Annotated in this window: 18 protein-coding genes and 1 tRNA gene; 3 read left to right on the forward strand and 16 right to left on the reverse strand. The window is 66.3% G+C overall.

Annotated features, from left to right (window positions below; all coding sequences use genetic code 11):
* Positions 1-2: 2 nt before the first annotated feature.
* The 11 genes from HV701_RS04630 to HV701_RS04675 form a co-directional block, all read right to left on the reverse strand.
* Complete coding sequence (locus HV701_RS04630) at positions 3-758, reverse strand: SDR family oxidoreductase (RefSeq protein WP_175131895.1); 756 nt, start codon at positions 756-758, stop codon at positions 3-5.
* A 9-nt stretch (positions 759-767) separates the two neighbouring features.
* The gene (locus HV701_RS04635) at positions 768-1,247 is read right to left on the reverse strand and encodes a carboxymuconolactone decarboxylase family protein (protein ID WP_175131896.1); all 480 of its coding nucleotides are present in this window, start codon (positions 1,245-1,247) and stop codon (positions 768-770) included.
* 147 nt (positions 1,248-1,394) lie between these two features.
* Complete coding sequence (locus HV701_RS04640; RefSeq protein ID WP_175131897.1) at positions 1,395-2,240, reverse strand: alpha/beta hydrolase family protein; 846 nt, start codon at positions 2,238-2,240, stop codon at positions 1,395-1,397.
* Positions 2,241-2,283: 43 nt separating this feature from the next.
* Positions 2,284-3,609 (reverse strand): autotransporter outer membrane beta-barrel domain-containing protein, encoded by a 1,326-nt coding sequence (locus HV701_RS04645; protein WP_254595113.1) that lies wholly within the window; start codon positions 3,607-3,609, stop codon positions 2,284-2,286.
* Positions 3,575-5,086, reverse strand: a complete 1,512-nt coding sequence (locus HV701_RS26705; RefSeq protein WP_254595107.1) for a hypothetical protein — start codon at positions 5,084-5,086, stop codon at positions 3,575-3,577. Before HV701_RS26705 ends, HV701_RS04645 begins: the two co-directional genes overlap by 35 nt.
* 162 nt (positions 5,087-5,248) lie before the next feature.
* Positions 5,249-5,725 carry an aromatic-ring-hydroxylating dioxygenase subunit beta gene (locus tag HV701_RS04650; protein WP_175131899.1) on the reverse strand — a complete coding sequence of 159 codons (477 nt, stop codon included), beginning with the start codon at positions 5,723-5,725 and terminating at the stop codon, positions 5,249-5,251.
* A 26-nt stretch (positions 5,726-5,751) separates the two neighbouring features.
* On the reverse strand, positions 5,752-7,065 hold the full coding sequence (locus HV701_RS04655; RefSeq protein ID WP_175131900.1) for an aromatic ring-hydroxylating dioxygenase subunit alpha: 1,314 nt from the start codon (positions 7,063-7,065) through the stop codon (positions 5,752-5,754).
* A gap of 29 nt (positions 7,066-7,094) precedes the next feature.
* On the reverse strand, positions 7,095-9,038 hold the full coding sequence (locus HV701_RS04660; RefSeq protein WP_175131901.1) for an ABC transporter ATP-binding protein: 1,944 nt from the start codon (positions 9,036-9,038) through the stop codon (positions 7,095-7,097).
* A 4-nt stretch (positions 9,039-9,042) separates the two neighbouring features.
* Entirely contained in the window at positions 9,043-9,939 is an 897-nt protein-coding gene (locus HV701_RS04665) for an ABC transporter permease (RefSeq protein ID WP_175131902.1), read from the reverse strand.
* Entirely contained in the window at positions 9,939-10,955 is a 1,017-nt protein-coding gene (locus HV701_RS04670; RefSeq protein ID WP_175131903.1) for an ABC transporter permease, read from the reverse strand. Before HV701_RS04670 ends, HV701_RS04665 begins: the two co-directional genes overlap by 1 nt.
* Positions 10,955-12,442, reverse strand: coding sequence for an ABC transporter substrate-binding protein (locus tag HV701_RS04675; protein WP_254595108.1), 1,488 nt, complete (start codon positions 12,440-12,442; stop codon positions 10,955-10,957). Before HV701_RS04675 ends, HV701_RS04670 begins: the two co-directional genes overlap by 1 nt.
* A gap of 301 nt (positions 12,443-12,743) precedes the next feature.
* On the opposite strand from HV701_RS04675, the gene HV701_RS04680 reads away from it, so the two are divergent.
* Positions 12,744-13,241: a V4R domain-containing protein gene (locus HV701_RS04680; RefSeq protein ID WP_175131904.1), complete on the forward strand. Its 498-nt coding sequence runs from the start codon at positions 12,744-12,746 to the stop codon at positions 13,239-13,241.
* A gap of 15 nt (positions 13,242-13,256) precedes the next feature.
* On the forward strand, positions 13,257-13,967 hold the full coding sequence (locus tag HV701_RS04685; RefSeq protein ID WP_175131905.1) for a GntR family transcriptional regulator: 711 nt from the start codon (positions 13,257-13,259) through the stop codon (positions 13,965-13,967).
* Between the two features lie 129 nt (positions 13,968-14,096).
* Here HV701_RS04685 and HV701_RS04690 read toward each other — a convergent pair.
* A tRNA-Arg gene (locus HV701_RS04690) sits at positions 14,097-14,171 on the reverse strand.
* A gap of 230 nt (positions 14,172-14,401) precedes the next feature.
* Here HV701_RS04690 and HV701_RS04695 point away from each other — a divergent pair.
* Positions 14,402-15,331 carry a c-type cytochrome gene (locus tag HV701_RS04695; RefSeq protein ID WP_175131906.1) on the forward strand — a complete coding sequence of 310 codons (930 nt, stop codon included), beginning with the start codon at positions 14,402-14,404 and terminating at the stop codon, positions 15,329-15,331.
* An 85-nt stretch (positions 15,332-15,416) separates the two neighbouring features.
* On the opposite strand, the gene HV701_RS04700 is transcribed toward HV701_RS04695, so the two are convergent.
* From HV701_RS04700 to HV701_RS04715, 4 genes are all read right to left on the reverse strand, one after another.
* The gene (locus tag HV701_RS04700; protein WP_175131907.1) at positions 15,417-16,943 is read right to left on the reverse strand and encodes a 3-hydroxyacyl-CoA dehydrogenase; all 1,527 of its coding nucleotides are present in this window, start codon (positions 16,941-16,943) and stop codon (positions 15,417-15,419) included.
* A gap of 60 nt (positions 16,944-17,003) precedes the next feature.
* Positions 17,004-18,233, reverse strand: coding sequence for a CaiB/BaiF CoA transferase family protein (locus HV701_RS04705; protein WP_175131908.1), 1,230 nt, complete (start codon positions 18,231-18,233; stop codon positions 17,004-17,006).
* A gap of 141 nt (positions 18,234-18,374) precedes the next feature.
* Positions 18,375-19,523: an acyl-CoA dehydrogenase family protein gene (locus HV701_RS04710; protein ID WP_175131909.1), complete on the reverse strand. Its 1,149-nt coding sequence runs from the start codon at positions 19,521-19,523 to the stop codon at positions 18,375-18,377.
* Positions 19,524-19,557: 34 nt separating this feature from the next.
* Positions 19,558-20,181, reverse strand: coding sequence for a TetR/AcrR family transcriptional regulator (locus HV701_RS04715; RefSeq protein ID WP_175131910.1), 624 nt, complete (start codon positions 20,179-20,181; stop codon positions 19,558-19,560).
* Positions 20,182-20,256: the final 75 nt, after the last annotated feature.

Below are 20,256 nucleotides of genomic sequence, written 5' to 3' on the forward strand. Positions count from 1 at the left end.
CGCTACGGTCGCGCGCCCGAGCGGCCGAACCAGGTATCGAAGTCGATCGCGCCCAGGCGCGCGCCGGCGGCTGGCACCAACGTCGCGTCATCGAGCGCCGCGCCGAAATAGCGCGCCTGCGCATCCGCCTGCACACTTCGCAGGTCGCCGATCCGGGCCATATAGCGCTGCGCCAGCTCGGCCAGGCGCACGCGCTCAGGCCCGGCGATTTCCACGATGCCATTGACGGGCGCGGCCAGCGTCGCATCGGCCATGGCCAACGCCACGTCGTCAGCAGCGATCGGCTGGACGTAGGCCGGCGACAGCCGCACCTGGTCGCCCTCGGTGCTCGACTGCACGATGCCGGCCAGGAACTCGAAGAATTGCGTGCTATGGACGATGGTGTAGGGAATGCCGGCCGCCTGGATCAGGGCCTCCTGCGCGATCTTGCCGCGGAAATAGCCACTTTCGGACAGCCGCTGCGTGCCCACCACCGACAGCGCCACGTGGTGGCGCACACCGGCGCGCGCCTCGGCGGCCAGCAGATTGCGTCCCGACGTCTGGAAAAACGCCAATACGGCCTGGTCTTCGAACGATGGCGAGTTGGCCACGTCGACCACCGTGTCGACGCTGGCCAACGCGGCGTCCAGGCCTTCGCAGGTAAGGGTGTTGACGCCCGTCGCGGGCGATGCGGCAATTGCGTCATGGCCGCGCTCGACAAGTCGCCTGACGAGTCTGGCGCCGATCAGGCCTGTGCCGCCGATTACCAGGATCTTCATGCTGTCTCCTCAGTTGAACTTGGCCTTGTCCAGGCCATAGGCTTTATCGGCCGAACCCGGCACGGTCCGGAAGCCCACGTTCAAGCGGTTCCAGCCATTGATCGCCATGATGGCGAAACTCAGGTCGGCAATCTCCTTCTCCGACAATTGCGTGCGCACGCGCTCGTACACCTCATCAGGCACGCCCTGCGCGCCCAGCGTGGTCAGGGCCTCGGTCCACGCCAGGCAGGCGCGTTCGCGCGGCGAGAATTCGGTCGACTCGCGCCAGATCGCGACGTGATGCAGGCGCAGTTCGCGCTCGCCGTGGATCTTGGCTTCTTTCACATGCATGTCCAGGCAGAAGCCGCAGCCGTTGATCTGCGAAGCCCTGATTTCGACCAGGGACAGGATTGACGGCTCGATCGCGCCGGATTTCACGAGCATGCCGAACTCGACGAATTTCTTGAACAGTTCGGGCGATTGGGCGAAAGCGTTCAGGCGTTGACTCATGGTGATTCCCTCGATGGACAGGTGCGTCCAGCCCGTACCGCGCCGGACGGCGCGCCTGCTGGAACAATGATGCCCAGATCGTAGGTCAGCCCGGCAGGCCGCGGTAGGTACGGCGCCGGGCACACGGTGTTGCCCTGGCGGCAACAATCAGCGCGTACCGGCGTGGGCGGAGGCCAGGAAAGCCGCGGCGCGGCGCCACAGTTCCGGCCACTGCGCTTGCCAGCAGCAATGGTGCGTCGCGTCCGGGACGCTGACGACCGGTGGCCGCGCGGGCTGGGGATAGCGGGCGGCATAGCCGCGCGCGAGCGCCGGCGGCACAACCGTATCGCGCGCGCCGGTGAAATGGTATTGCGCCATGCCCGCGAGCCGGTCCGTTTCCAGGGCGGGATCGAGCGATCCGGTCAATGGCGCCAGGTCATGCAAGCGCGCCCAGCCGGCCAGGTCGAGGTTGCCGGCCACGGTCACCAGCCCGATCACGTCATGACGGCGAGCGGCCGCCAGGGCCGCAATCGCCGCCCCGCCCGAGTACCCGACGAGCACCAGATCGCGCGGCCCCAGCCGGCGTTGCAAGGCATCCAGCGCCGCATTGGTAGCGGCCACCACTTCCGGCGAGAAACGCCGCGCGGTCCAATACGCGGCAGAACAGGGCGGGCGTTGCGCGCCCGTGTACTGGCAGGGACGCGCCAGATAGGCGGCCAGCCCGTCGGGCTGCGCCAAGGCCAGGCGCAACCCGACAGGCTCTGCCGGCGTCGGATCCCCTGACGCTTGGGATGGCGTCAGCCACGCCAGGCCATCGCCTTCGATGTACACGGTCAGCCATCCCGGCTGCGCTGGCCGCGCCAGCGGCACATACGCGCGCAGCGCAAAACCGGCCGCGGGCAAGGTCAACGCGGTCCAACCGCGCGACGCGGCCACTGCGTCGGCGTGCGCGACGCGCGCATCCCGCGTCGGGGGCACACTACAGCCGGCGGCCAGCGCCAGCAGCGCCGCCAACGCGGCCCGCCAGGCCAGGCCGCCAGGACGACGGCGCGCGCCCTTAGAACAGCCAGCGGACACGCAGCGAAGCCGTCTGGCCGAAGAAGCCATCGCGACGTGTGGCGTCATAGCGGCCCGAGATCTCCGTGCCATTCTGCGTGGTGTACGCCAGGCCCGCCCCAGCGCGCAACAGCCAGGGAGACTGGCTGGTGCCGTAGGTCACGAAGGCCGCGTCGGCCGCGCCGGCGAAAGCGGCCGTGATGCGGGCATCGCGGTTGTAGAGGTCATAGCCGGCGCCCAGATTGGCCGTGGCGGTGAAGCGGTCCGTCAGCGCGTGCGTGAACTTGCCGTCCAGCCCGAGCACCAACGCATCCGTGCTGCGGGACTTGACCTGCAGGTTCAGGCCGCCCGCGCCCTGCTCGCGATAAGCGTCATCCTTGATCCAGGTGTAGTCCAGGCGCAACGACGGCGCGAAGACACTGCGTTCACTCAGCGCGTAGCGCCGGTCCACGCCAATCCCGGCATGCACGGTCTTGCTGTCATAGCGCGATTGCGCGCTCAGGCCGGCAAGGTCGATCTGTCGCTGGCCCTTGTTGCGCATCCGGCCGCCATCGAACTGGTAGAACAGGTCGGACCGGCTGTCCAGCGCCTGCGCGCCATAGGCAATCAGTTGATAGCTGTCGATGTCGGACTTCTGCCGCGGACCGCTCGGGTTGCTCGACACGTCGGTGTGCGAATAGGCAAAGGCCAGGCCCAGGTCGGTACCGGGCCTCAAGCTGCCATCCAGGCCGATGACCAGGCCGCCGGTATCGGCGCTGTAGCCGGTCACGCCGTCCTGGTCCTGCTGACGCGAGTGCGTGCCAAAAGGCTTGATCCAGATATGACGGTCACTGAAAAAGCCGTCGCCCGAGGCCATGCCGCGACCGGCGTCGATGCGCGCCTGCACCACCGAATTGACCGTGGCCATCGTATTGTTGGCCAGCGACAGCCCGTTGCCCGTCAGCAGCGGCAGCGTCTGCTGCACGACGGCGTTGACTTCGCTGCTGTTACTGCTGTTGACGATCGTGTCCAGCGCGCGCTGCAGCTCGGGCGAGGAGGTTCCCTGGGCCAGCAGCGCGTCGAAGACCGCGGCGGCGCCGCGAGCGCCGGGCGCCTGCGAGCCCACCGCACCCTGGATGCTGCGCATGCCAGTATCGCGCGCGGCCAGGTCCACGCCATTGGCGCCGAACACGGCCGAGAAGGCGTAGCGCAACGAATTGTCGGTCACCGCCAGGCCATTGTTGGTGACGCCGCCCGTTGCCGTGACCACATTGGCCAGGGTATCGCCGCCATAGCTCGACTTGACGTCCACATCAATCGTGCCGCCCAGCGTGGCGCTGCCGCCCACCGTCAGCTTGCTGTAGTCGCTGGCGCTGGCGGCCGCGATGCGCAAGGTACCGCCGCCGGCCTGGGTGAAATCGCCGCCGACGCGGCCTGCGAGCGCGGTACCGGTGTAGCGCGGATTGGCCAGGTCGGCGCCCTGCTTGAGCAGGATGACGCCGGCGTTCGCCAGGCGGGTCCGGTCGCCCAGCGACAAGCCGCCGGACAGCACGCCACCGGCCTGGTTGTCGACGCGGAAACTGACGCCATCGGCCACGCGCACGGCATCGCCCGCGCTGGCGATGGTGCCGCTGTTGGCCAGCGAGCCCCCCCGCCGCCGCGGCCGTGACATAAACCCCGGCGCCGGTCGCATCGCTGACCGTCATGGTGCCCTGGTTGGTCAGGTTGACCTGGCCGCCGCTCGAGCTGGCCTGAATGCCATAGCGGGCATTGATGCGGCCCGCATTCAAGACCGAGACATTGCCCAGGTCGGTGGCGGCGTTGATCCCCGCGTCCGCCGTGGCGTTGAGCACGCCACTGGCGGTATTGGTGGCGGTGACCGCGCCATTGCCGTCGGTGTAGACACGGATGGCCGAGAATCCGGGTCCGGTCTGCGGCTGGCCAGCCTGGCGATTGGCGGTGATCGTGCCGCTGTTGTAGACCAGGGTATCGGCGCCGGTACCGGCGGCCACCACCGCATCATAGTGATCGGCGATCACCGTGCCGCTGTTGACGATTTCCGCGCCGCCATTGCTCGACCATGCGACCAGCCCCTGGAGGGTCGTCGAGCGCACGCTGCCCGCGTTTTCGATCCGCGACGTGCCCGCGTAATTGATCGCGCGCGCGGCGGCCTGGTAGGCCTGCACCGTGCCCAGGTTGCGGATCAGGACCGTGCCCGGCCGGGCGACGTTGCCGCCGTCGGCATACAGGCCGCGCGCCTGGGTGGAAGTCACGGCGCCGCGATTGATCAGGGTAACGGTGCCATTGTTGGAGGTGGCGGAAATGCCATAGGTATCGCTGCCGGTGGCGACCACGGTCGCCGCGCTGTCGATATAGATATCGTTGCGAAATGCCGTGTCCGCGCTTTCCGAGCGGATCCAGAGCGCGCCGAACGGTCCGGCCGAGCGCAACGTGACGCCCGTGCCGATATTGACGTTGACGCTCCAGTCATTCGCGCTCGAATTCAGGAATACGGCGGGATAGTCGTTGCGCTCGAGCGTGGTGTTGCCGCTGATGGTCAGGTTCTGCACGAACGGCCCCGTCGAAACGGACGGATCGTTGCGCAGGGACACGGACGAGGCGGTGACATCCCTGACCACCAGCGACGAAGTGCCGGCGCCGCCGCGAAGTTCGATCTCGGTGGGACCGCATTGCAGCGCGACGACGCTGCCGGTCGCGCTACAGCCATCCAGCGGCGCGGGCGCGGCGAAAAGCGGGGCCGAGCCCGCGACGAGCAGCGCCGGCAACAGCGCATAGGAAAAGGGCAGATCTTTGGGCAGGCGCATCGCAATTTTTCAGATTTTGTAACAAAACGCTATTTAAAGATACCTCGGTCGATATCGTCAATCGATTAGTCGTTTTCTTGATCTTGGTATAGGAAGCCTGCCAAGCCGCCTGAGCCTGCTTTGCCTCAATCTGAATCCGCGCCGCTCTCCACCCGCCAGGGCCTATAACAACAACTGAATAGCCGGCAGGCTGGCATCCGCGTTAAGCAGGACGACCTTTTTCATGCGCAGCTTGAATGCGCCCGGCGTGCCTTCAATGGTGTGATGGGCGGTTGCGGCCAGCATGCGTTGCGCATCACCTTGCGTCTCCACATACAGGAAGGGGGTGCGCGTCTGGTGCAAGGTAGCGCCGGGCTCGGCTTGAACCCACTGCGGCGCCTGCAGGATGCGTAGCCCGCGCACCGCCGGATGCAGCGAGTGTGCACGGGGATTGCCATACCGCTGCATGCGTAGCCGCAACAGCAGCAGATCTTCGTAGAGCAAGGATGGCGCCTCGTCCCCCAGGGGCTGGTCCGGCGACAGCGGCATCCAATACAAGCCCCCCTCCGCGTACAAAGACAGCCACTCGTCGTAGCGCTGCGTGTCCAGCAGCATGGCCTCGTGGTAGACGAATGCGCCCAGGGCTGCCTGTAGCGTCATGGTATCCAGGTCGATCCGATCCGTTGTCACGCCGTGTCTCCCATCAGGTTCAGCCAGCCACGGTGCTGGTTGCGTATGACCCATTCGTTATTGCCGCTCTCAATTGAACTGGCGCCGGCATGAAGTTCGCCTTCCCGATAGCCTCGGTGCAGGCTCAACCATTCATTACCGTCACAGGCCAGGCCACGTTGCTGGCTTTCGAACAGATGCACGTCATCATGCGCGACAACCGACATGGGCGAGAACACCAACCTGGCGTACGAAGCGGCGCGCTGGCGCAGGCGGGCCGGCGCGCTCTTGGGCGCGAAAGCCCAGGTTTCGATCAGGGTCTCATTGACCGCCAGCGGACGCAGCACGCGGAGGATCATGGGCGACGCCTTGGCTGCCAGGCTGGGATAAAGCACCGTGTTTTGCGGGGAAAACGCCAGGATCTGTTGCGCCCCCTCTTTGCCATGGCGCGCTTCCAGTTCGGCTTGATAGTCGGGCAGCGGGGCGTAGCCAGTATGGATGCTGAACTTCGTGCCCAGGATGCTGTGCCCGTGCGGCAGCACCCGCGCGCCCATCTCCGAATAAAAGCTGTAGCCCGCGCCGAAGGGAAGCAATTGCTCCATGGCCAAGACGGTGTCGCCGCCTTCGGGCAGGTCTTGCGCCACGTGCTTCGCGGCGCTGGCGGCCGATTCGTGCGTCGAGATGGGATGCACGGTGTCGTTGACGTTTTCCAGATAGAGCTTCCAGTTGCAGCCGATGCGGTTGCGCAAGGGCGCGCCCAGCACGCACAGTTCGCCGTCCGGCGCGCGCGCCACCATGTTGTCGAGCGTGGCAAGGGCTTCCCCGAAATAGGACTCGAAGTCCGGGCCGTCGTGGCTGATCCGAGCAAACACAAAGCCCTTGTAGTTCACGTAGGCGCCCGGCGATGCCAGGCCTTTTCCGGACGGGCAGGCAGACAGGTTCGTGCCCTCGTAGTCGTTCTTCAAGGGGATGGACAGCAGGCTGCCATCCAGGCGATAGGACCAGGCGTGATAAGGGCAACGCAATACCTTGCCGCAATTGCCCGCGCGCTCGTGCACCAACTGGCTGCCCTTGTGCGCGCACCGGTTCATCAGCACCACCACCTCGTTCGCGCTGCCGCGCAGCATGATCATCGACTGCCCGGCAATGTCGGTGGTAGTGTAGTCGCCCACGGCGGGCGTCTGGCTCTCATGCCCCACGTACACCCAGGCGCGCGTCCACAACCGGGCCTGCTCGGCGCGATACACATCGGGGTCGGTGTACAAGTCCCGGTGCACCTGGTCTGGCCCGACCAGATGTTCGAACCCCTGCTGAAAAGAACCGTCCTTCATAGCGTCTCCTGAGCATTCATGGTTTGGCGTCAAGCCGCCGCTTGCGCCAGGTTCGGCGCGGGCGTATCGCCAACGGATATAGGCGTCCAGGCGCGGCTGGCGGAATCCGGGGGCACGGCCGCGATCAGCGCGCGGGTGTAGGGATGCCGGGGCCGTTCAAAGACCTCATCGACGGGGCCTTGTTCCACGACGTTGCCCTGGTGCAGCACCAGCACACGCGTGCACAGATAGCGGACGACGGCCAGGTCGTGCGACACGAACACCAGGGCGATGCCCAGTTCCTGCTTCAACCGCAGCAACAGGTTCAGGATCAGCGCCTGTACCGACACATCCAGACCTGAGACGATTTCGTCGGCCACGATCAGACGCGGCGTCACGCATAGCGCGCGGGCGATGTTGACGCGCTGCTTCTGTCCGCCGGATAGCTGCGAGGGCAAGCGGTCCACGGCCTCCGGCGGCAGGCCGACCGACGCCAACAGGCGCAGCGCCGCCTCCAGGCGCGCCGAACGCCCCGTGCCGGCGCCTGCGTCGGCGGGCGCAGCTTCCAAGATCTGGGTTACCAGCGAACCCACGGTGCGCCGCGGATTCAGGGCGGAATCGGGGTTCTGAAATACCAATTGCACGTCATGCGGGTTCGCCAGCGGCGCGCGGCCAGTGGCCGGCCGCAACGGCTTTGCGGAAGGCGTGTTGGCGGGAGGCCCGGATGTGCCATACACAATGCGGCCCGCGCTTGCCGGGACCATTCCGGCGATAAGGCGGGCAAGGCTGGTCTTGCCGCTGCCGCTTTCACCGACGATGCCCAGAAACTCCCCTTGCGCGACGGACAGCGACAAGGGCTGCAGGATCTGCAGTTGGGGCCTGGCCTTGAACAGGCGCGCGCGCCCGGGATAGCTGAGCGCAACGTCGCTGAGCGTCACGACCGGTTCCGCGCGTGAAGACGGCATGGCGCGCATCGCCAGGAACGTGGCTCCGCCGTCGTCTGCCGGAGCGCGCAAGGGCGGAATGGACGGCAGGCAACGCGCGGCGCGCTCGCCGCCACGGTCGAGCAACGCGATATCGCGCTGGCCGCAAACGTCTTGACGCGACGGGCAGCGAGACGCAAACCGGCATCCGCGTAGCGTCGCGAAGTCACGCAAGCCGGGCATGAAGTCGGGCAAGGTGCGCAGGGCCTGCGTCGGTGCCGTCATGCCTGGCGCGGATTCCTTCAGGCTGCGCGTGTAGGGATGCAGGGGCTCGTCCAGCACCTGGCGCGCCGAACCGAATTCCACCACTTCGCCGGCGTACAGGACGGCGATCGAATCGCAGACGTGCGCGGCCAAGCGCAGATCATGGGTCACCAACACCACCGACGTCTTATGGCGCCGCTGTTGTTCCGCCAGCACCCGCATGATCTGCGCCTGGGTGATGACGTCCAGCGCGGTGGTGGGTTCGTCGGCAAAGATCAGTGCCGGGTCGCCGCAGAACGCCATGGCGATCAGAATGCGCTGGCACTGTCCGCCCGACATCTGGTGCGGATACCGCGCCAGCATGCCGGCCGCGTCGGCCAAGCCGACCTCGTGCAGGCGCTCCCTGGCATAAGACTCGTGCCGCGCCGCCGGGATGCCCACATGGCGCAGGTGTTCGAACAGTTGCTGGCGTATCGTCAGCGCGGGGTTGAGGCCGGACAGCGGCTCTTGCGGAATGAACGCAATCTGCCTCCCCAACATGGCGCGGTGCTGCGCGGCGGACAGCAGGGTCAAATCGACGCCACGAAAATATATCGCGCCCTGCGTGATCGTGAACCCGGGAGGCAGGTTGCCCGCCACCATGCGGCCAACCATGCTTTTTCCCGCGCCCGATTCGCCGACCAGGCCCAGCATGCGCCCCTCGGGAACCTCCAGGTCTATGCCGCGCAAAACGGCGGCGGGCAGGCGCTTGCCGCCCACGTCGACGGTTACGGTAAGCGTCAGGTTCTGCAAGCTCAACAGCGACATGGCCCTAGTTCCTTCCACGCTTGCGCGGATCCAGCATCTGGCGCATGCCGTCGCTGAGCAAATTGAATCCGAACACCGTCAACACAATGCCGGTCACCGGCGCGATCAGGGTCCAGATGGCTTCCTGCATGGTGCTGCGGGCGTCGGCGATCATGACACCCCAGGCAACAACATCAGCGGGCACCGACAGCCCGACAAAGCTGAGGATGGCCTCGACAATGATGGCGATGCCGATCTGCAGGCTGAACAAGGTGAGGATCAGCGGCACCAGGCCCGGCAGCATCTCGCGCACCATCACGCGCAGGTGGCCAAAGCCCATCAGCCGCGCCGCCGTCACATAGTCGTTGCGGCGGATCTTCAAAGCCTCGGCCCGCACCACCCGGCAGAACCGCGTCCAGTCCACCAGCACGATGGCAAGAATCACGTTACCCACGCCGGTGCCCAGTCCCACCATCAGGATCAGCGACAGCACCACCGGCGGAAACGACATCCACAGGTCCACCAGATAGCCGATTGCCTTGTCCACGCGGCCGCCGAAATAGGCCGCCACCAGGGCCAGGGTGCAGCCGACAAGCATCGCGCCCATGGCGGCGCAAAGGCCCACCCACAAGGCCACGCGCGTGCCGAAGATCAGGCGCGACAGCACACAGCGGCCCAGGCTGTCGGTACCCAGCGGGTATTGCGACAACCCATCCGCCGCCCAGGCCGGCGGCAACAAGGGAGATAGCAGGTCCTGCGCCAGCGGGTCGTTCGGCGCAATGACGGGCGCAAACAGCGCCACCGCCAGCAGCGCCAGCACAATCACCCCGCCCAGCGCCGCCTTGGGCGATGCGCGCAGCGCAGCCCACCAGCCAGACAGGCGGACGGCAACCGGGACCGCGTGAAAATTCAGCGTCGTCATCAGAGGTCTCTCAGGCGTGGGTCGATCACGGCATACAGGCAGTCAACGCTGGCATTGATCAGCAGGATCACCGCGCAAAAGACCAGCGAAATGCCCTGGATCAACGGCAGGTCATGGTTGCGCACCGCCTGCACCATCATGTTGCCCAGGCCGGGGAAAGAGAAGATCATCTCGATCAGCAAGGTGCCGCCAAACAGAAAACCGAACTGCACGCCGATCAGCGTCAGCGTGGGCAAGAACGCGTTGCGCAGCATGTGGCGCAGAATCACGCGCCGTTCGGGCTGACCGCGCAGCCGCGCAACGGTTACGTATTGTTCGTGGCTGGCTTCCAGCAGGCTGGCGCGCAGCACCCGCACGATCAAGGGGCTGAACCCCAGCGCTAACGCCAGGGCCGGCAACACCAGGTGCGATGCCGCGTCGCCCCATGCCGCCCAGCGACCCTGCAACAGGAAGTCCAGCAGCACGAAGCCGGTTGGCCCCGACATGGCCACGTCCGAACTGAACCTGCCCGAGAACGGCAGAATGGGCCAATGCACGCCGAAGCCCAGCATCAGGAATATTCCCCACAGGAACCCGGGAATGGAGATCAGCAGCACCAGTCCCGTGTCGGCAATCAGTTCGCCGCGGCGGTCGTGCAGCACGTACAGCAGCAAGCCGCCCGGAACGCTGATGGCAAGCGCCATGATGAGCGCGACGATCGATAGTTCCAACGTGGCCGGCAAGGTGGTTGCGATCAGTTGCGTGACCGGCACGCCGGAGCTGATGGAACGCCCCAGGTCGCCGTGCAGCACCTGCCCCAGCCAGATGCCGTATTGCACGATCAGGGACCGGTCCAGCCCCATCGTGTGCCGCAAGGCCTCGACTTCAGCGCTGGTTGCGCTGGGCGGCAGCATCATGCCCAAGGGGTCCGCGGGCAACAAGCGCAACACCACGAAGACCACTACGGACAGCGCCAGCATGGTGGGCACCGCCACCGCCAGCCGCCGCACAAAATGGGATACCAGCGCAGCCCACATCAGCGGCTCCAGCGATAGGTCGCGGGCAGGATGTAGCCGGTTTGATAGACCTGCATGTCCACGGATTTCTTGGACGCCACCGTGGCCACGGATTGCAACAGCGGCAGGCTCCAGGCGTGTTCGGTGGCCAGGCGCGCCAGGTCGCGGTAGCCCTGGATGCGCTTGTCAGGGTCGGCCTGGGCCGCCAGCGCGTCGATGGTCTTGGCCAGTTCCGGTTCTTTCCAGGTGGAAAAGCGCAGGCGCGGGTCCAGGATCTTGCCGGCGAATATTTCGGGGTCGCCGGTGGCGTTGGCCCAGCTGTACAGCATTACGCCGGGCACCTTCGATGAATGGCTCAGTTCCAGGTACTTCGCCAGCGTGATCTCTTGCAAATCGGCCTGCACCCCGATCTGCGACCACATCTGCACAATGGCGCGCGCCATTTCGTAGTCGCTGGGAAAGGTGTTGTTGGTCGACAGGAATTGGATCTTCAGCGGTTTGTCCGGTCCGTATCCCGCGCGAGCCAGCTCGGCCTGCGCCGCAGCCTTGTCAAACGCATAGTTGAAGCCGGCCACATCGCCCGGCGACCCGGGCGTGGCCAACACGGAAAGCGGCTTGGCCACGTTGGCATAGAACGCCTTGGAAATGGCCTGCTTGTTGATGGCCAGGTGCAAGGCGCGGCGCACGTGCTCATTCTGGAATGCCGGCACATAGCTGGGAATCTGCAGGATGAAGATCTCGCTGTACGGATAGACCTCGGCCTTGAGCGCGGGGCTTTTGTTCAGGCGGTTCACTTCGCGCAGCGGAATCTGCACCGCGACGTCGGCCCGGCCCGATTCCAGCATCGCCACGCGCGCCGACGAATCCGGCACGAACTCGAACACGACGCGCTTGATGGCGGGTTTCGGCCCCCAGTATTTGTCATACGCCTCCAGCACCACGCGAGACCCGCGTTCGTAGCGCACGACCTTGTACGGACCGGCGCCAATGGGCGCGGCCTGGAAGCCGTCTTCGCCCACTTTTTCGAAGTAGGCGTGGGGCAGGATGTACGAGGTAAGAAAACCCAGATAGTTCGGCGCCGTCGGGGTCGGCGTGGAAAAAACCATCGTGGCTTCGGTGGGGCTGCTGACTTGAATGTCTTGCAGCGCGCCGAAGAAGCCGTTGATGGCCAGGCGCTTGTCCTGCTTGGGGCGGTCTAGGAAACTGAACTTGAAATCGTCGGTCGTCAGCTTGGAGCCATCGTGGAACGTCACGTCGTCGCGCAGCACGATGCCCAGCCGCATATTCTTGTCGTCCAGCCAGCGCCAGCTTTTGATCAGCGCCGGTTGCAGCTTCAGATCCCCGTCTATGAACAGCGCGGAATCGAATACCGCCTTGTACAGCGACTGCCCCGCCGGGAACGTGACGGCGGTGGGATCCCATGACGGCACATCCACCGGATACGCGATTTTCAGTTCTTCCGGCGGCGCCGCCGGCTTGTCCGCCTGCGCCCACGCGGAGGACGCCATAAGCCCGCTGCACACCATTGCCAGACAGGCCACCAGGGCTCTGCCAAACCACCTTACCCACCCTGCGTCAATCATGAACGGCCTCCGATATCGGAATCGTTGCAAAGGCGCCCGGCACTGCCGCGCGAACAGTATACTGTTGTGGATTTAAGCACTAGTAGTTGAACTTTAAACTAATTATTTACCCTAATATCAGTGGTTTACTAATCGCTTAAACAATATATTGTTAAGGGATAACCCCGCCCTGAGAGCCGCTACACCCGCCTCCACGCCCCGCCGGCCCGGCTATGGAACAGATCAAATGGGACAACTGCAAGAACGCTTGGTATGGGACGCCGATGCAGGCGCCATCCTGGATGCCGACCGCCGCTACGTCATGCTGCGCGCCGACGTACTGATGGGGCTGTTCGCCGCCCTGCCCCCCGCGCAACGCGACGCCGCACTTGGCAGCCTGCAGGCATCGGTGCGCAGCCACGGCGGCGCATCCGCGCGGGCCTATCAGACGCAAGGCGCGCCCGACCGCGCGCAGTTTCTGCAAGTGATGGCGCAGGCCGCCGCCGACCTGGGCTGGGGAGTCTGGCGCTTCCAGACGGCCGGCGCGGACGCGCTGGCGCTAGAGGTGGACAACAGCCCGTTCGCGATGGCAATCACCGGGTCCGACCGCCCGGTCTGCCATGCGATTACAGGTATGCTGGAGGCCGTCAGCGCATTGGTCGCCGGCAAAGCAAGCACGTTTCGCGAGACCCGGTGCGCCAGCATGGGCGCGCCTTGTTGCACGTTCCAGGCGCAAAACGATTAAGGCCGACAGGCAGTGATGAAGGCAAAAAACAGAACCAGAGACACGGCGCGCAAGCCGAACCTGCGCGAACAGGTGTACGGCATCGTCCGAGAGCGCATACAGATGGGCCTGATCCGTCTGGAAGACCGGCTGGTGGATCACGACATTGCCGAAGAGCTCGAGGTGTCGCGCATGCCCGTGCGCGAAGCGCTGATGCAGCTCAAGAGCGAAGGCCTGCTGGAAGGCACGGCGCGCGGCTTCGTGCTGCGCCGGTTCACGCTGGGCGAGATGAACGAGATTTTCGAGATCCGCACGTTGCTTGAGCCCGCCGCGGCCGCCTCGGCCTCGGTGCACGCCGGCCCCAAGGGCCTGGCCGACATGAAGGCTGCCCTGGAATGCGCCGAAGACGCGCATGCCCGCACCGACATTGACGAATTCATGCGCAGCAACGCGCATTTCCGGTGGGCCTGGCTGACCATGGTGCCCAACCGCGAGCTGGCCGAGGTGATCTCACGCTACATCGATCACGTGCAGGTGGTGCGCCTGGTGACGATGGACGACAAGGAAATCCGCAGCATCATCCTTCAGGGCATGCGGGGCCTGTACGAAGCGTTTCTATCCGGCGACACCGAACTCGTGCGTATCCGCATGCTGGGCCACGCCCGCGCGGCGGCGGCCTGTTATTACAGCGCCTATCAAAAGATGCTGGAGCAGTCCGCCCAAGAGCAGGCCACGAACCGCGCCTAGCGTGTGCGCGGCCGTCGCCGCGCTATTCCAGCGCCACCGGCACCGGCTTGGCGCGGAGGACGGGAAGAGGCCAAAGAACACGCGCGAATTTGCGCTGCCTGGGCCCAAAAAAGTAAGTCGTTGATGCTATGGCGCGCCCGACAGGAATCGAACCTGTATCAAGAGCTTCGGAAACTCTCATTCTATCCATTGAACTACGGGCGCAGCGCAAGGAGGCGGTATTGTACCCAGTTTTCCGCAATCTGCATGAAGGTGATGGATTCGCCGGGAAAACTGCGTGAAAACCCCGTCCGGCTGTTGGACGCGCGTCCCTGACACCGTTATATAATCCAGCGTTTGCTTGCAAGGCGGTCTGCTTTTTGCCGCCCTTTGTGCAGTACTGATTTTCTGTTGCCGCCGCCAGGCGCCCCGGTACCCGTTAGCAGGATTTGGTCATGAGCAACGAGCAGGAACACATAGAAGAGCACTCCTCCCCCATCAAGACCCCGAAGCAACTGATCGTCACGGTCATTCTGGCTTTCGTGGTGCCTATCGCCATCATCATCCTACTGGTGAACATGGTCGCCTCGGGCGCCAAGGTCGGCGCCGGCTCGGACACGCTATCGAGTGAGGCCGTCACCAAGCGCATCGCCCCTGTTGCCGGGTTCGAATTGGTCGACGCCAATGCCCCCAAGGTCTTCAAGACCGGCGAGCAAGTCTTCGCCGCGGTCTGTACGGCCTGTCATACCGCCGGCGTGGCGGGCGCGCCCAAGGTCGGTGACAACGCCGCTTGGGCCCCCTTCATCCAGTCCGGCTTCGACACCATGCTGAACGTGGCCCTGCACGGCAAGGGCGGCATGCCCGCCAAGGGCGGCAACCCGACGCTGTCCGATTACGAAGTCGCACGCGCCGTGGTCTACATGGCCAACAAGTCCGGCGGGTCGCTGCCGGAGCCGGCCGCGCCGGCTGAAGACGGCGCCCAGAAGGAAGCCGAGGCTGCGCCGGCTGCCGCGGCTCCCGTTGCCGCTGCGGCTCCTGCCGCTGCTGCCCCCGCAGCCGCCCCCGCCGCTGCCGCTGCTGCCCCCGCCACTGCCGCTGCTGCCCCCGCCGCCGCACCCGCGCCGCAACAGACTGCCGCGGTCAACCCCGCCGGCGAAAAGCTCTACAAGAGCGTCTGTTTCGCCTGCCACGCCACCGGCGTGGCCAACGCCCCCAAGTTCGGCGACAAGGCCGCCTGGGAGCCCTACATCAAGACCGGCATGGACGCCATGGTCAAGGTCGCGATGCAGGGCAAGCCGCCCATGCCGCCCAAGGGCGGCGCGGCCAACGCCTCGGAAGACGACATCCGCGCGGCCGTGCAATACATGGTGAACGCGGCCAAGTAAGCCACGCGCACACCCTTCGCGCCGCCCGGCGCAGGACGAAAAAAAGCCCTTCGATGCGTCGAAGGGCTTTTTACTTGGCGCGGCCTCAATCGGCCGCGTACGTCTTGAGCAACGACATGCCCAGCTGCACGCGACGCTGCAGCCACAGGCTGGGACGATAGCGCGGATCGCCCGTGACGCGCTGCATGCTCTTGAGGATTTCGAGGATGCGTTCCGCGCCCAGCGCATCGCCCAGGGCCAGCGGCCCCACCGGATAGCCCAGGCCCAGCGTCACCGCGCGGTCGATGTCCTCGGGCGTGGCGATCTGCTGCTGCGCGATGTCGGCGGCGATGTTGACGATCATGGCCACGATGCGCTGGGCCACGAAGCCCGGCGAATCCTGGATCACAGAGACCGGCACGCCATCGCCGGCCAGCAGCGCGTGCGCGGCATCGCGCCACTTGTCCTGCGTGGCCGGCGACACCATGACGGTGCGGCGGGCGGCCTTGTCGAAGGCATGCAGGGTATCCAGGCCGACGCAGCGCGCCGGGTCCAGGCCCTGCGCCGACACGGTGGTGGAGACGTCCTCACCGAACGGCGTGACGATGATGAGCGTGTCGGCCGCCGGCGCGGCGCCGGAGACCAGCGGCGCGCCCAGCTTTTCCAGCAACGCGGTGGCGCGCGCGTAGCCTTCCGCATGGCGCGGGCTGACCCAGACCTTCAGGCCTTGCGGCAATGCCGGCACGGGCGGCTCGGCGGGCACCTGCTTCTGGCCGTCCACATATTTGTAGAAGCCTTCGCCGGCCTTGCGGCCGATCAGGCCGCCGGCCAGACGCACGGTGGTGATGGGCGACGGACGGAAGCGCGGCTCGTCGAAGAACTGGCGGTAGATGGATTCCATCACCGGATGCGAGACGTCCAGCGCGGTCAGGTCCAGCAGCTCGAACGGGCCCATGCGGAAACCGGCTTGCTCGCGCATGATGGCATCCACTTGCGCAAAGGTGGCCACCGACTCCTGCGCCACGCGCAGGCCTTCGGTGTTCATGCCACGGCCCGCGTGATTCACGATGAAGCCCGGCATATCCTTGGCGCGCACCGGCGTGTGGCCCATGCGGCGCGCCAGCTCGGCCAGCGCATCGCCGGTCTCGGGCGCGCTGCGCAGACCGTCGATCACCTCGACCACCTTCATCAGCGCCACCGGATTGAAGAAGTGGTAGCCCGCGACGCGCTGCGGCAGCTTGCAGGCGGCGGCAATGGCGGTGATCGACAGCGACGAGGTGTTGGAGGCCAGGATGCAGTCATCGGCCACCACGCCTTCCAGGGCGGCGAACAGGTCGCGCTTGACGTCCAGGCGCTCGACGATGGCTTCGACCACCAACTGGCACGCCGCCATGTCGGTCAGCGCGGTGGCGGACTCGACCCGCTCCAGCGCGGCCTGTGCGTCGGCGGCCGTCAGCTTGCCCTTCTGCGCCAGCTTGTCCCAGACCTGGCGCAGCGACTCGCGCGCGGCGGCCACGGCGTCGGCGCTGGTGTCATACAGGCGCACCCGCAGGCCGGCCTGCGCCGCGATCTGGGCAATGCCTCGCCCCATGGCCCCGGCGCCCACGACGCCGATGGTTTGAATCTCCGTCATCAACTTCTCCTGCCAGTCATTGGAATGGTGTATGCGCGGCGGCCGCGCGATGCCTGTGGATCAGGACGGGCTTTGCGCCAGCGCCTGGATTTCCGCCGCCGAGAGCCCGAGCTTTTCGGACAGCACCTGCGCGGTGTGTTCGCCCAGCATGGGCGGCGCGCGCCGGTACTCGACCGGGCTGCCCGAGAACTTCAGGGGGCTGGCGGCCATCGGCACGGTGCCCGCCGCCGGATGCGGCAGTTCGCGCTTCATGCCGCGCGCCAGCACCTGCGGGTCTTCGTAGACCTGATCGAGCGTGTTGATCGGGCCGGCCGGCACGCCCACCGCTTCGAGCGCGGCGAGCCAGTGGTCGCGCGCGCCGGTGGCCATGCGTTCGGCCAGCAACGGCACCAGCGCCTCGCGGTTCTTGACGCGCTGCGGGTTGGTGGCAAAACGCGGATCGGCCGACAGCTCGGGCAAGCCGATGGCGCCGCAGTAGTTGCGGAACTGGCTGTCGTTGCCCACGGCGACGATCAGGTGGCCGTCGCTGGCCGCGAAGACCTGGTACGGCACCAGGTTCTGGTGGGCGTTGCCGGCGCGGCGCGGCGCCTTGCCGGAGGTCATGAAGTTCAGGTTCTGGTTCGCCAGCATGGCGACCTGGCAGTCCAGCAGCGCCATGTCGATGTGCTGGCCCAGGCCGCTGACGGAACGCTCGTGCAGCGCGGCCAGGATGCCGACGGTGGAGTACATGCCGGTCATCAGGTCAGCCACCGCCACGCCCGCCTTTTGCGGACCGCCGCCGGGCAGGTCGTCGCGCTCGCCGGTGATGCTCATCAGGCCGCCCATGCCCTGGATCATGAAGTCGTAGCCGGGACGGCTGGCGTAAGGGCCGGTCTGGCCGAAGCCGGTAATGGAGCAATAGATCAGGCGCGGGTTCACTTCCTTGAGGCTGGCGTAGTCCAGGCCGTATTTGGCCAGGCCGCCGACCTTGAAATTCTCGACCAGGATGTCGCTCTGCATGGCCAGTTCACGCACCAGCTCAGCGCCGCGCGGGGAAGCGATATCAAGGGCGACGGAGAACTTGTTGCGGTTGGCCGAGAGGTAGTAGGCGGCTTCGGTGGTGTCGTTGCCGGCCGCGTCCTTCAGGTACGGAGGGCCCCAGGCGCGGGTGTCGTCACCGGCCCCGGGGCGTTCGATCTTGATGACTTCGGCGCCAAGGTCGGCCAGGTTCTGGGTACACCAGGGGCCGGCTAGCACGCGGGTCAGGTCCAGGACGCGGATGCCTGTTAGGGGAGCGGGACGTTGCGACATCTTTTCTCTTTTCGCCAAAGGATGTGGGTCAAAGGGGATATTAGCCGGTGGGGGCTTGGGTGTGTTGGGGTGGTCGGTGGGCGGACGCGTCTGGGTTCTTGAGACGCCTTTTGCTGTGGGGCGCCGCGGCGGGCGGTGTGCTCAGCTATGCGCCTTGATGACCTCGCGGGCGATGACCAGTTGCTGGATCTGCGAGGTGCCTTCGAAGATGCGGAACAGGCGCACGTCGCGGTAGAAGCGTTCCACGGCGTATTCGGACATGTAGCCGGCGCCGCCGTGGATCTGGACGGCGCGGTCGGCGACGCGGCCGACCATTTCGGTGGCGTAGAGCTTGCAGCAGGCGGCCTGCATGGTGGTGTTCTCGCCGCGGTCGCGCATACGGGCGGCATCCAGCACCATGCAGCGCGCGGCGTAGAGTTCGGCCTGGCTGTCGGCGATCATGGCCTGGATCAGCTGGAATTCGGCGATAGGCTGGCCGAACTGCTTGCGTTCGGTGGCGTATTGGACAGCGTCGCGCAGCAGGCGGTCGGCAATGCCGACGCACAGGGCCGAGATGTGCAGGCGACCTTTGTCCAGCACCCGCATCGAGGTGCGGAAACCGTTGCCCTCCTCGCCGCCCAGCAGGGCCGAGGCGGGGACGCGGCAGTTGTCGAAGACCACGTCGCTGGTCAGCGCGCCGGCCTGGCCCATTTTCTTGTCGGGTTTGCCGATGATGAGCCCCGGCGTGCCGGCTTCGACCAGGAAGCACGAGATCGAGTTGGCGCGGCGTTCGGGCGCGGTGCGCGCCATCACCGAGAACAGGCCGGCGATGGGCGCGTTGGTGATGTAGCGCTTGGTGCCGTTGAGCACATAGTGGTCGCCGTCGCGTTCGGCCGACAGGCGCAGCGCCATGGCGTCGGAGCCGGCGTCGGGTTCGGTCAGGGCAAACGAGCCGATCAGCTCGCCGCTGGCCAGGCGCGGCAGGTAGCGGGCGCGCTGTTCGTCGGTGCCGGCCAGCACGATGGCCTGCGAGCCGATGCCGATGTTGGTGCCGGCCAGCGAGCGGAATGCGGGCGAGGTCTGGCCCAGCTCGAACACCACCTTCACTTCCTCTTCCATCGTCAGGCCCAGGCCGCCGTGGTCGGGCGAGATCGACAGGCCGAACAGCCCCAGCTCGCGCATTTCGGCGACGATGTCCGGCGGCACCTGACCGCTGGCGGCCAGTTCGTCCTCGGCGGGAATCAGGCGTTCGTGCACGAAGCGGCGCACGGCGTCCAGCAACAGGTTCAGGGTTTCGGTATCCAGGGCCATGATCAAAGTCTCTCGGAGTGCGGGGCGGCAGCGCTCAGGGGCGCATGCCGCCAACCAGTAAATCGAAATAGCCGGCGGCGATGGTCTCGGCGCTGTCGCCCTGGCCGGGCTTGTACCAGCGCACCATCCAGTTCAGCATCGACAGCACGGCGCGGCCGGTGGCGGGCACGTCCAGCGGCCGGAAGGCGCCCTCGGCCACGCCTTGGGCGATCAAGTCGCGCAGGCGCTTCTCGTAGCCATCGCGCAGGCGCGCGGCATCCTCGCGCTCGGGCAGCGCCATGCCGGAATAGCCGATCAGCATGGTGACGAACTCGGCGTGATGCTGCTCGAAGTAACGCGCGTGTCCCACCATGAAAGCGCGCAGGCGGGCGGCGCCTCCCTCGGCACGCGCCACGTCCTGGCCCACGTTCTGGGTCAGGCCATTGAGCACGGCCAGAATGATGGCGTCGTAGATGTCCTGCTTGGTGGTGAAGTAGTGATAGATGGCGGCCTTGGACACGCCGATGGCGGCGGCCAGATCCGACACCGAACTGCCGTCGTAGCCGCTGCGCGCGAACAGCTTGGCGGCTTCGGCCAGGATGCGTTCGCGCGGCGCCACCAGAGTCGGCGGACGGCCGGCGCGGGCGCGTTTGGTGGCGGGGGCTGCGGAAGTCGCCATGGAAGGCCTGTTCAGGGCGGCATCGAGCGCGCCAATGCCGGATCGCGTGCGGTTCCGTTCCATTGACAGCGGTTC

Origin of the sequence: Achromobacter pulmonis, assembly GCF_902859765.1 — a bacterium.
Lineage (GTDB): Bacteria > Pseudomonadota > Gammaproteobacteria > Burkholderiales > Burkholderiaceae_B > Achromobacter > Achromobacter pulmonis.

Coding starts and splice junctions, on each gene's coding strand:
- HV701_RS04630 (WP_175131895.1), bottom strand. CDS start 758: ATGAAGATCCTGGTAATCGGCGGCACAGGCCTGATCGGCGCCAGACTC.
- HV701_RS04635 (WP_175131896.1), bottom strand. CDS start 1,247: ATGAGTCAACGCCTGAACGCTTTCGCCCAATCGCCCGAACTGTTCAAG.
- HV701_RS26705 (WP_254595107.1), bottom strand. CDS start 5,086: ATGCGCCTGCCCAAAGATCTGCCCTTTTCCTATGCGCTGTTGCCGGCG.
- HV701_RS04650 (WP_175131899.1), bottom strand. CDS start 5,725: ATGACGCTACAGGCAGCCCTGGGCGCATTCGTCTACCACGAGGCCATG.
- HV701_RS04655 (WP_175131900.1), bottom strand. CDS start 7,065: ATGAAGGACGGTTCTTTTCAGCAGGGGTTCGAACATCTGGTCGGGCCA.
- HV701_RS04660 (WP_175131901.1), bottom strand. CDS start 9,038: ATGTCGCTGTTGAGCTTGCAGAACCTGACGCTTACCGTAACCGTCGAC.
- HV701_RS04665 (WP_175131902.1), bottom strand. CDS start 9,939: ATGACGACGCTGAATTTTCACGCGGTCCCGGTTGCCGTCCGCCTGTCT.
- HV701_RS04670 (WP_175131903.1), bottom strand. CDS start 10,955: ATGTGGGCTGCGCTGGTATCCCATTTTGTGCGGCGGCTGGCGGTGGCG.
- HV701_RS04675 (WP_254595108.1), bottom strand. CDS start 12,442: ATGGCGTCCTCCGCGTGGGCGCAGGCGGACAAGCCGGCGGCGCCGCCG.
- HV701_RS04680 (WP_175131904.1), top strand. CDS start 12,744: ATGGGACAACTGCAAGAACGCTTGGTATGGGACGCCGATGCAGGCGCC.
- HV701_RS04685 (WP_175131905.1), top strand. CDS start 13,257: ATGAAGGCAAAAAACAGAACCAGAGACACGGCGCGCAAGCCGAACCTG.
- HV701_RS04695 (WP_175131906.1), top strand. CDS start 14,402: ATGAGCAACGAGCAGGAACACATAGAAGAGCACTCCTCCCCCATCAAG.
- HV701_RS04700 (WP_175131907.1), bottom strand. CDS start 16,943: ATGACGGAGATTCAAACCATCGGCGTCGTGGGCGCCGGGGCCATGGGG.
- HV701_RS04705 (WP_175131908.1), bottom strand. CDS start 18,233: ATGTCGCAACGTCCCGCTCCCCTAACAGGCATCCGCGTCCTGGACCTG.
- HV701_RS04710 (WP_175131909.1), bottom strand. CDS start 19,523: ATGGCCCTGGATACCGAAACCCTGAACCTGTTGCTGGACGCCGTGCGC.
- HV701_RS04715 (WP_175131910.1), bottom strand. CDS start 20,181: ATGGCGACTTCCGCAGCCCCCGCCACCAAACGCGCCCGCGCCGGCCGT.